Annotated in this window: 1 protein-coding gene; it reads right to left on the reverse strand. The window is 74.2% G+C overall.

The features are described 5' to 3' along the window. Positions 1–14 precede the first annotated feature (14 nt). The coding region (locus ACOJTC_RS29280) for an SDR family NAD(P)-dependent oxidoreductase (RefSeq protein ID WP_420119304.1) at positions 15–11,164 on the reverse strand (11,150 nt) is incomplete at its 5' end.

The raw sequence follows: 11,164 nt of genomic DNA on the forward strand, positions 1-11,164 counted from the left end.
TTCTCCCCCGCGCACTAGAACTGGATCTCGAAGAACGGCGCGAGCGACTCCGGGCCGTGGTCGTTCCCGTGGCCGTTGGCCGACGTCGGCACCGGTCCGTCGAACCAGAACCGGCGTCGCCGGTACCGCGGTGGCTCCAGCGGTTCACGCACCCGGGCCTGGCTGTGCGGCGCCTGGCGCACCACCACGTGGGCGTTGGTGCCGCCGAAGCCGAACGAGCTGACCCCGGCCCGGCGTATGCCGTCGCGTCCGGTCCAGTCGCGCAGCTCGCGGACCGGGAACAGTGGTGACCTGTCGAACTCGAAGCGCCGGTTGAGCGTCGCGCAGTGCAGGGTGGGCGGCAGCTGCCCGTGGTGCACGGACAGGACCGTCTTGATCAGGCCGGCGATCCCGGCGGCGCTGAGCGTATGCCCGATGTTGGTCTTCACGCTCCCCACGCCGCAGAACCCGACCTCGTCCGTGGCGTCGCGCAACACCTCGGTCAACGCCTTCAACTCCATCGGATCGCCGATCATGGTGCCGGTGCCGTGCGCCTCGACGTAGCCGAGCAGCGCCGGGGACACGCCGGCGACGGCGAGCGCGGACTCGATGACCTCGCGCTGCGCCCGGGGGTTCGGTGTGGTGATGCCCATGGTGCGGCCGTCGTTGTTGACGGCGCTGCCCTCGATGACCGCGTACACCCGGTCGCCGTCGCGGATCGCGTCCTCGACCCGCTTGAGCAGCAGGACGCCCACGCCCTCACCGAGGACGATGCCGTCGGCGCGCTCGTCGAAGGTGTGGCACCGGCCGGTGGGTGACAGCGCCCCGGCACCGCTCATGCCGACGAACGGCACCTCGTCGAGCAGGATCTCGACGCCGCCGGCGAGTGCCGTGTCGGTTTCGCCGGCCCGCAGGCTCTGCACGGCGAGGTGCACCGCGACCAGCCCGGAGGAGCAGGCGCTGTCGACGACCATGGCCGGACCGTGCACGTCCAGGTAGTGCGAGAGATGCGCGGCGATGAAGTTCTGCGCCATGCCGCTGATCGAATGGGTGGTCGCGGCCGTGTGGTGGGCGCCGAAGTTCGCCACCCGGGCACCGGCGAAGACCCCCACCCGGCGGCCGGCCACGTCGGCGGGTGTCAGGCCCGCGTCGGCCATGCACTCGGCTCCGGCCTCCAGGAACTGCCGCACCAGCGGATCGACGTGGGCGGCGCCGGCCGGGTCGAGGCGGAAGAACTCCGGGTCGAAGTCCTCGATGGCGTCCAGGAACCCGCCCCACTTGCTGACGGTTCTGCCGGGCTGCTGGACCGGGTGCCAGAAGCGGTCCACGTCCCAGCGGGACGGCGGCACCTCGGTCACCGAGTCCACCCCGTCGACCAGGTTGCGCCAGAAGGTGGCGTGGTCGGGGGCGCCGGGGAAGTGTGCGGCGATGCCCACCACGGCGATCCCCCGCGCCTGCGGCGTCCTCGGGGCCGGTCGCGTCCCGCGCTCCGGTTGCGGCCCGTGCCCCGGTTGCGGCCCGTGCCCCGGTTGCGTCCCGCGCTCCGGTTGCGGCTCCGTGGGCACCGGCTCCTCCGGCAGTACGCGGGTCAGGGCGGTGCTCAGCTGGGCGATGGTGGGGTTCTCCAGCAGCACCGACGGCTCGACGACCACCTGGAGGTCGCGCTCCAGGGCGGCGAGCAGTTGGGCGATCATGATGGAGTCCACGCCGAGGTCGGCGAAATCGGCGTCGGGCGGGATCTGCGCGGCGTCCAGGCGCAACGTCGCCGCGAAGACCTCGGTGAGCCGTCGTACCCCGTGGTCGCCGGAGCGGATCCCGTGCCCCGCCGGCAGCGCCTGGACGGCAGCGGCGGCCGGCGCGGACGGGGTCGCGGCCGCGGACGGGGTGACCTCCAGGAGGGCACGCGCGGCGAACCGGGAGGCGTCCACGACGCACGGCAGCACGACCGGGTCGGGTCCGGCCAGCGCCGCGTCCAGCAGCGCCAGGCCGTCTCGCGGGGCCAGCGCCAGCAGCCCTCGGGCGTGGTAGGCCGGGGTGTCCACCTCCGGCATGCCGGCCGCCTGCCAGCTCGGCCACTGCACCGACCGGAAGACCGGAGCACCCGTGCCGGTGGCGGTCCGGTACTCGGCCACCCGGTCCAGCACCGAGTTGGCCAGCGCGTAGTCGCTCATCCCGACGGCCAGGGTGGGCACCTGGCCGGCGACCGACGAGTACAGCACCACGAAGCGCAGCGGGTCGTCCGCGCACGCGTCGAGCACCGCCTGCAGGCCTGTCGTCTTCGGTTCCAGCACCGCGCGCATGTCGGCGGTGCGCTTGCCGATGAACGCGGGGTCGGTCATCACCCCCAGCCCGGCACAGTGCACGAGGCCGGCGATCGGACCCCACTGCCGCCGCACCCGGTCGAGCACCTGCCCGACGCGCTCCAGCGGGGTGCTCTCGATCATCAGGTGCACCCCGGGGCGCTCCAGCGCGGTGAGGTCGCGGAGCCGGGCGGCCAGGTCCGGATCGGTGTCCGCGGCGGCGATCAGGGCCGCCCAGGTCTCCCGGGCGGGCAGTGGCGACTGCCCGAGCAGCACCAGCCGGTCCGCGCCCCGCGCGAGGAGTTCCGCAGCCAGCAGCCGGCCGAGCGCACCGGTTCCGCCAGTGATCACCACCGGTTGACCGGCCAGCGTGGCCGACCACCGGGCCGGTGCCGGAGAGGCGTCCACCGGCCGCAGCACCGGTGTGTACCGGAGGCCGTCGCGCACGCACGCCTCGGTGACCTGATCGGTCGCCGCCAGCTCCGCGGCGACCACGTCGCGCACCACCTCCGGGTCCGTGACATCGACGTCGACGGTACGGGCGGACACGGCGGGGTACTCGGCGGTGAGCATCCGGACCAGACCGGCGAACGCTGCTCCCCGCAGCGTCGGGTTCTCGACGCCGAAGGTCACCAGCCCCCGCGTCAGGTGCAGGTAGGCCAGTCCGGTGGTCCGGTTCGCCGCGACCAGCTCCCGGGCCAGCACGATGCGTGCCCAGTCGACGTGCACCTCGGCCACCGCGACCGCGGACAGGTCGACGAGGTCCACCACGACCGTTGCCCGGCCGATCGCGGTGGCGGCCCGTAGGCCGGTCTCCTCGGTGGTGTCGTCCAGCCGGACCACCCGCGCGGTCTCCCCGAACGCCGCCAGCGCGAACGCCTCGGTCTCGGCACCGACCAGGACCACCGGTGCGTCCGGTGCCGACGCGGACGGCAGCGACGCCGGCTCCCACGCCTTGACCAGCAGCCGCCGGGAATCCTCCGACGCCGGGTCGGACCCGGTGGGAAGCCCGTGCCGTTCCCGCGCGAACGGGTATGTCGGCATCGAGGTGAGGGCAGGTCGATCGGTGCGCAGCGCGGCCCAGTCGATGGCCGCGCCGTCCTGCCACAACCGCGCGATCCGGTCGAGCCGCCCCTCGCGGGCCAGCCGCCGCAGATAGCTGACGCCCTCCGGCTCGGTGAGCCAGTCGTGGTCGCCGGCGACGGTGCCCGCCGCGAGGTCGCCGGCCAGGAACGCGGCGAGCAGGTCCCGCAACTGCGCCACGGACGTGCAGACCAAGGCCAGACGCACCGCCATCGGGACCCGGCCCACCTGCGAGGTGTGGGCCAGCGACGACAGGGCGGGCTGCTGGTCCCCCAGGAACGTCCAGGTCGCTCTGGCGTACCGGTGCAGGGCGGCCTCGTCGCGTGCCGACAGCAGGAACACCTCCGGTCCGGTGTCCGGCGGTGCCGGCGCGGGCGTGGGTGGCTCCTCCAGCACGACGTGGGCATTGACCCCGCCGAAGCCGAACGAGCTGACTCCGGCGCGCAGCGGCACGCAGGTGCCGTCGGTGTCGCGCGGCTCCCACCGGCGGGTCTGCCGGACCGGCTCGAACGGCGTGCCGGTCAGCTCGATCAGCGGGTTGAGCCGGGAGAGGTGCAGCGTCGGCGGAAGCTGTCGGTGCCGCATCGCCAGCACCACCTTGATCACGCCCGCGATGCCCGCGGCGGGTTCCAGGTGCCCGATGTTGCTCTTGACCGTGCCGATGCCGCAGGTGACCGGGGGCCCGACGGCCAGCGTCCGGTGGGCCCGGACCAGGCCGTCGATCTCGACGGGGTCACCGAGTGCGGTGCCGGTGCCGTGCAGCTCGACGTAGGACACCGTCTCGATCGGCACGTCCGCGTCCCGGTACGCCTCGACCAGCAGATCCGCCTGTGCGAGAGGGTTCGGTGAGGTGAGTGACGAGGCGCGGCCACCGTGGTTGACCGCGCTGCCGCGGATGACCGCGTGCACCCGGTCGCCGTCGGCGAGGGCCCGGGACAGCGTCTTGAGGACGACGACACCGACGCCCTCCCCCTTGACGTAGCCGTCGGCCCGCTCGTCGAGCGTCTTGCACCGGCCGTCGGGCGCGAGCACCCCGAGCTGGTTGCCGGCGACGACGGTCTGCGGGGACAGCACGAGGCTCACCCCACCGGCGATGGCCAGGTCGCTCTCCCCCGCGCGCAACGACCGGACGGCGCGGTGCAGGGCGACCAGCGAGCTGGAGCAGGCGGTGTCGATGCTCTCGCTCGGGCCCCGCAGGTCGAGCAGGTACGAGATGCGGTTGGCCAGCATGGTGCGGGCCAGTCCGGTGCCGGCGTGCGCGTTGACGTGCTCGCCGTTGAGCACCATCGACTCGTAGTCGGTGAACTGCACCCCGGCGAAGACGCACACCCGGCCACCCGCGAGCCGGTCCGGGCGACATCCCGCGTCCTCCAGCGCAGCCCACGTCTGCTCCAGGAACAGGCGGTGCTGCGGGTCGATGACCTGCGCCTCGGCCGGTGAGATGCGGAAGAACAGCGGGTCGAACAGGTCCACGTCGGTCAGGAAGCCACCCCAGCGGGCGGTGCCGCCGAAGCGACGGGCGACCTCCCGCCAGTCCCACCGGTCGGCGGGCGTCTCGGTGATCAGGTCCCGGCCGGCCGCGAGGTGCTGCCAGAAGGATTCCAGGTCGTCGGCGCCGGGCAGCCGCCCGGCGAGGCCGATGATCGCGACCGGCTCGTGGACGGCCGGTGCCGAGGCGGCGGTCCCGGATACGGGTACGGGTGCGACGACCGGCTCGGGTGCGACCGGCCCGGATACGACCGGCTCGGGTACGACCGGCGCGCCGGTCGGGGTCGCGGGTAGCTCGGCCGCGAGGTGCGCGGCGAGTTTCGTGATGGTGTTGGCGGCGAACAGCGTCGTGGTCGGCACGGCCACGTCGTAGCGGACGGCCAGCGCCGCGGCCAGGTTCTGCAGGCCGAAGGAGTCCAGGCCGTACTCGCCGAAGCCGGCCTCCGGGTCGAGTGTGGACGGGGCGATCCCGAGGATCTCGCCGACCAACCCGCGGACCTGCCCGACCAGCTCCGGCCCGGGAGCGACGTACGGCCCGGAAGCGACGTCCGGCCCGGGAGCGACGTACGGCCCCGGTGCGGCATCCGGCCCGGGGGCGGCGGGAGCGGCGTGCGGGCCCGGAGCAGCGGGAGCGACGAGCGCGCCGGACGACGGCACCGGGCAGCCGTCCTCACGCAGGCGCATCCCGGCCACCAGTTCCCGCATCGCGGCCGGCTCACCGGGCAGGACGGCCACCTGGTCACGGTCGAGGCGCAGCACCAGGTCGAGCACCTGCCCGCCCTCTGCCGCCTCCAGGTAGCGGAAGCCGGTGGCGGCCAGGTAGCGGCGCTCGTCCCCGGCGTCCACGTGCATGCCGCCGGCACGCCACATCGGCCAGTCCACCGACACGGTACGACCACGTCGGCGTCCGGCGCGGCGCTCCCGTTCCCGCGCGGTGGCGAACCCGTCGAGGTACCGGGCACCGACCGCGTAGTCCAGGAGACCGTAGTCACCGAGCTGCCCGGCCAGCGACGAGTAGAGCACGAACACGTCCAGCGGCTGGTCGCGGGTGACCTCGTCGAGAACCGCGGTCCCGGTGAGCCGGGCCCGCAGGTGCGCACGGAACTCGTCGAGGCCCTTGCCGGGCAGCGGGGTGCGCGACACGGTGCCGGCCAGGTGGAAGACCCCGTCGAGGGGGCCCCAGGTGGCGGTCACCTCCGCCACGACACGGGCCATGGCGGCGCGGTCGTCGACGGCCGCCTGGTGGTACCCGACGTCGCCGTGGGCACGCAGCTCCGCCAGCGCTCCGTTCCGCTCGGCGGCCGGCGAACGGCCGGTCAGCGCGACCCGGGCGCCGCGCGACAGCAGCGTGCGGGTCAGCAGCACGCCGAGGCCGCCCAGACCGCCGGTGATCAGGTAGACGCCACCGTCGCGCAGCGGCGAGGGCAGGACCGCCTCAGCGGGGATCTCGCTGAGCACCCGGACCGTGCGGCCGGTCGCCGACACCCGTACGGCCGGACCCGACAGCCGGTGCGCGGCGATCTCGGCGAGTAGTTCGTCGGTACCGGTGGGGCCCTCGACCCGTACGACGCTGACGTTCGTTCCCGGCAGCGCGGCCCGCAACGACACGTCGAACCCGCCCCACGCCTCGGCGTGGGGGCCCTCCGGCACCAGCACCTGGATCCGGGCCGGGGCACGGGTGCCGTGGGCCGTCAGCTCCTTGACGATCCGGAACATCGCCTCGATCCCCAGGTCGTCGCGGCCGGGTGTGAGCAGTGGCCACTGGTGCACGATCCGGGTCGGTGGGTCGGCGAGCAGCCGGGCGTAGTCGTCCTGCTCGCCGGGCCGGATGGTGACCACCGTGCCCTCGTCGCGGTACTCGGTGCCCGCCACGACGTGCACCGCGCCCGGCACCGGCAGGTCACCCAGGACCAGCACCCGGCCCGGGTGCTCCCCGGGCGCCGGGACCGCCTCGTCCCGCCAGGTCGCCGTGAAGTAGCTGATCGGCGGGGCCGTCGTGCCGTCGGTGAACCAGTGCCGTTCCCGCGCGAACGGGTACGTCGGCAGGGACCGTCGACGGGGCCGGTCCACCCACCGGCGACGCCAGTCCACCCGCGCGCCCCGTACCCAGGCGGCAGCCGTCTCGTCGTCGCCGTGGCCGTCGTACGGGTCACCGCCTGCGCCCCGCTCGACCCGCCCGGTGTGCAGACCGGTGGTGTCACCGGCGAGGAATCGACGCAGCGTGGTGACGGCGTGCTCGGCGGAGTCCGTGACGAACGCCAGCCGCTCGGCGTACGCCCCACGCCCCACCTGCAGGGTGTACGCGGTACCCGCCAGGTCGTGCGCCCACCGGTCCGGCCGGTCGGCGAAGGCACGTGCGTACGCCCGCAGCCGGTCGCCGTCCCTGGCGGACAGGACGAACACCACCGGTCCCGCCGGCGGGTGCGGCTGCGCGCTCGGGTACTCCTCGAGCACGACGTGGGCGTTGGCTCCGCCGTACCCGAAGGCGCTCACCCCGGCGCGGCGTGGCACTGCCGGCGCGGGCGGCGGCCACTCCCGCAGCCCCGTCGCCAACTCGAACGGGGTGCCCTGCAGACCCAGGTGCGGGTTCTGCCGCGGCCCGTGCGGGTCGCCGGTGATCCGGCCGTGCCGCAGCGACAGCAGGACCCGCAGCACGGCGGCGATCCCCGCCGCCGGTTCGAGATGGCCGATGGTGTTCTTCAGCGCCCCGAGGGCGCAGTGCGGCCGGGCCGACGCCTCGTGGCCCCAGTCGCGGTAGAGGTCGGCGAACGCCTCGCGCAACCCGTTGGTCTCGGCGGGGTCACCGATGACGGTGCCGGTGCCGTGCGTCTCCAGGTATCCGATCGTCCGCGGGTCGACCGCCGCCTCCCGGTGCGCCTGTCGGATCACCTCGGCCTGGGCGCGCGGGTTGGGTGCGGTCAACGAGTTGGCCCGGCCGCCGTGGTTCACCGCGCTGCCACGTAGCACCGCCAGGATCGGGTTGCCGTCGGCCCGGGCCCGGCTGAGCCGGGTGAGTACCACGACGCCGACCCCCTCGCCGCGTACGTAGCCGGCCGCGTCGGCGTCGAACGCCCGACCGACACCGTCCGGGCTGAGCATCCCGGCGCGTTCCAGCGAGGCGAACGTGACCGGAGACAGCATCAGGCTGACACCGGCGACGATGACGGTGCCGCACCGTCCCAGGCGCAGCGCCTCCGCCGCCCGGTGCAGCGCGACGAGCGAACTGGAACAGGCGGTGTCCACCGGTTCACTGGGACCGTGCAGGTCGAGCTGGTAGGAGATGCGGTTGGCCAGCATCGACGGGGCGAGACCGGTCGACGAGTAGGCGTCGGTGGCGGTACCGGAACGCTGGATCAGCTCGGCGTATTCGGAGGAACCGACGCCCACGAAGAGCCCGGTGTCGGTGCCGGCCAGGTCGCCGGGGTCGATGCCGGCGTCCTCCAGCGCAGCCCACACCGTACGCATCAGCAACCGCTGCCGCGGGTCCATCCAGCGGGCCTCCCGGGGGGAGATGCCGAAGAACAGCGGGTCGAACCGGTCGACGTCGGCGATGAAACCGGCCCGGGTCACCCGGGTGTGTTCCGGGTGGCCGGCGGGATCGCCGTGGTGCTCCCGCACGTCCCACCGGTCGGCCGGCACGTCGGAGAAGAGGTCCCCGCCACGTTCCAGGTTGGCCCAGAACTCGTCCAGATCGGCGGAGCCCGGCAGCACCCCGGCCATGCCGACGATCACCACCGGATCGTCCGTCCCGGGCGGACCGGACGGATCCGGTGCCGCACCCGGGTCGTCGCGGGTGAGCCACTCGGCCAGGGCCTTGGCGGTCGGGGTGGCCAGCAGCTGGTCCGGGCCGACCGGCACCCCGAACGCGGCGGCGACGTCACCGGCCAGCCTCAGCAGCGCCAGCGAGTCGAGCCCGTGATCGTGGAACGACGCATCCGGGTCGAGGTCGGTCACCGGATAGCCACTGATTCCGCTGACCAGTCGCAGCACGGTGTCCAGCGCGGGGCGGCGCGGGCCGGTCGGCCGGCCCGGCACCGGCGTGGCGGCCGTCGGCGCGGCGGAGCGGATCCAGCAGCGGACCCGCTCGAACGGGTACCCGGGCAGCGACAGCGGCTCCGGTCCGCGGCCGGGCGTCCCCCGCCAGTCGATCACCTCGCCGGCCACCCAGCGGCGTGCGACGTCGCGCGGGTCCGGGCCCGGCGCGACCGGGGGGCCGGGCTCCGCGGTGACCACCCCGGTCCAGCCCGACGACCGCCCGGCGAGGAAGGAGTCGAGCTGGTCGATCAGCTCGTCGGGCCGACGGGCGACCACGGCGAGCCGGTGTGCCATCGCCTCGCGCCCGGTCTGGAGCGTGTAGGCCAGCCGGTCGAGGTCGAGGTCCGCGGCGGCCGGCAGGGCCGCGGCAAGCTGACGCAGGGTCGATCCGCTGTGCACGGCCCCGACGTTCAGGGTGCTGTCCCGCCCGGCCAGCCGCATGATCACGGCGGGGTCCAGGCCGAGTTCGTCGAGCGGCTCGTCGACGGCGGTGACCGGCACCCCGGCGGCCGACGCGATCTCGGACAGGCCGGGTCCGGCCGCCCCGCCGCGCAACCGGTCCAGCATCCGCTCGACGACGCGGCGCAGCGCCTGCGCGTCGCGCGCCGAGAACGGGAAGACGGCCGGCACCGGTACGACGCCGGAGGGTGATCCGGCCCGGTACTGCTCGACCAGGACGTGCGCGTTGGAGCCACCGGCGCCGAAGGCGCTGACCCCGGCACGCAGTGGCTGCGGGCCGGTCCACGGTGCCACCTCGCGCTGCACGCGGAACGGGACGCCCGCCCAGTCGACGGCCGGGTTGAGATCCTCGGCGTGCAGTGACGGCGCGAGTTCCCCCGCCCGCATCTGCAGCAGCACCTTCGTCAGACCCGCGATGCCCGCCGCGGACTCCAGGTGACCGACGGACGACTTCACCGAGCCGATGGCGATCGATGCGGCGGGGGCGTCGCCGAACACCCGGGTCAGGCCGGCGATCTCGGCGGGATCGCCCAGCGCCGTACCGGTGCCGTGCGCCTCCACGTACGACACGGTGGCCGGGTCGACACCGGCGGCTCGCAGGGCGCTCGTGACGACCTCGCTCTGGGCGCCCGGGCTGGGGACGGCGTACCCGCCGGTCTTGCCGCCGTGGTTGACGGCGCTGCCGAGGATGACCCCGAGGATGCGGTCACCGTCGCGTTCGGCGGCGGCCAGCGGCTTGAGCAGGACCGCGCCGACGCCCTCGCCGGGGACCATGCCGTCGCCGCCGGCCGCGAAGCTGCGGCACCGCCCGGTGTCGCCGGTGAACCCGCCGGCCGCGAGTTGCCGGTACTTGCGCGGATGTGGGGTGAGGTTCACGCCGCCCACCAGCGCGTAGTCCGCGTTCCCGGCGGCCAGTGCCGTACAGGCGAGATGGATGGCGGTCAGGGACGACGAGCACATGGTGTCGACGGCCAGGCTCGGGCCGTGCAGGTCGAGGACGTACGACACCCGGTTGGCGATCGACGCGTAGCCCATTCCCCCGGCCAGCCCGCGCTCGTCCTCCAGGAGCTGGTAGTGGCCGTACATGACGCCGACGTAGACGCCCACCCGGCTGCCCCGGAGCCGGCCGTGCGGATATCCGGCGTCCTCCAGGGTGTGCCAGGCGGTCTGCAGGAACAGTCTCTCCTGCGGGTCGGTCAGTTCCGCCTCACGCATCGACATCTGGAAGAACCGCGGGTCGAACTCGTCGATGTGGTCGAGGAAGCCACCCCACCGGCTGACCGGCCTGCCGTCCACCTCGGAGACCGCCGACGGATCCCAGCGGTCGGCCGGTACCTCGCGGACGCAGTCCCGGCCGGCCCGCAGGTTGGCCCAGAACGTGTCGACGTCGTCGGCGAGCGGGTACCGGCCGGCCATGCCGATCACGGCGATCCGGGTGTCCGGCGTCGGCGTCGGCCGCTCGGCGGGCTCGACCGTCGCCGCCGGCACGGACGGTGCCGACGGACCGACCACCGGCACGGGCGGGGGTTCGGCGGGCAGCAGGCCCCTGACGCTCTGCGGGTACCGCTCGACCAGGTGGTCGGCGACCTCGCGGATGGTCGGGTGCTCGAACAGCAGGGTGGCCGGCAGGTCCCCCATCCGTTCGGCGAGCAGGTCGGCGATGCGGGGCACGGTCAACGAGTCGACCCCGAAGTTCTCGTACGTCTCGTCCAGCCACAGCCGGTCGCGGGGCACCTGGAGGACCTGGACTAACGCGTCCTTGACGTACTCGCGGGCGGCCTCGACGAGCCGCTGCGCGTCGCCGGGGCGTGGCGGCGACC

This window comes from Micromonospora sp. (genome assembly GCF_048594385.1).
GTDB classification, from domain to species: Bacteria; Actinomycetota; Actinomycetes; order Mycobacteriales; family Micromonosporaceae; genus Micromonospora; species Micromonospora wenchangensis.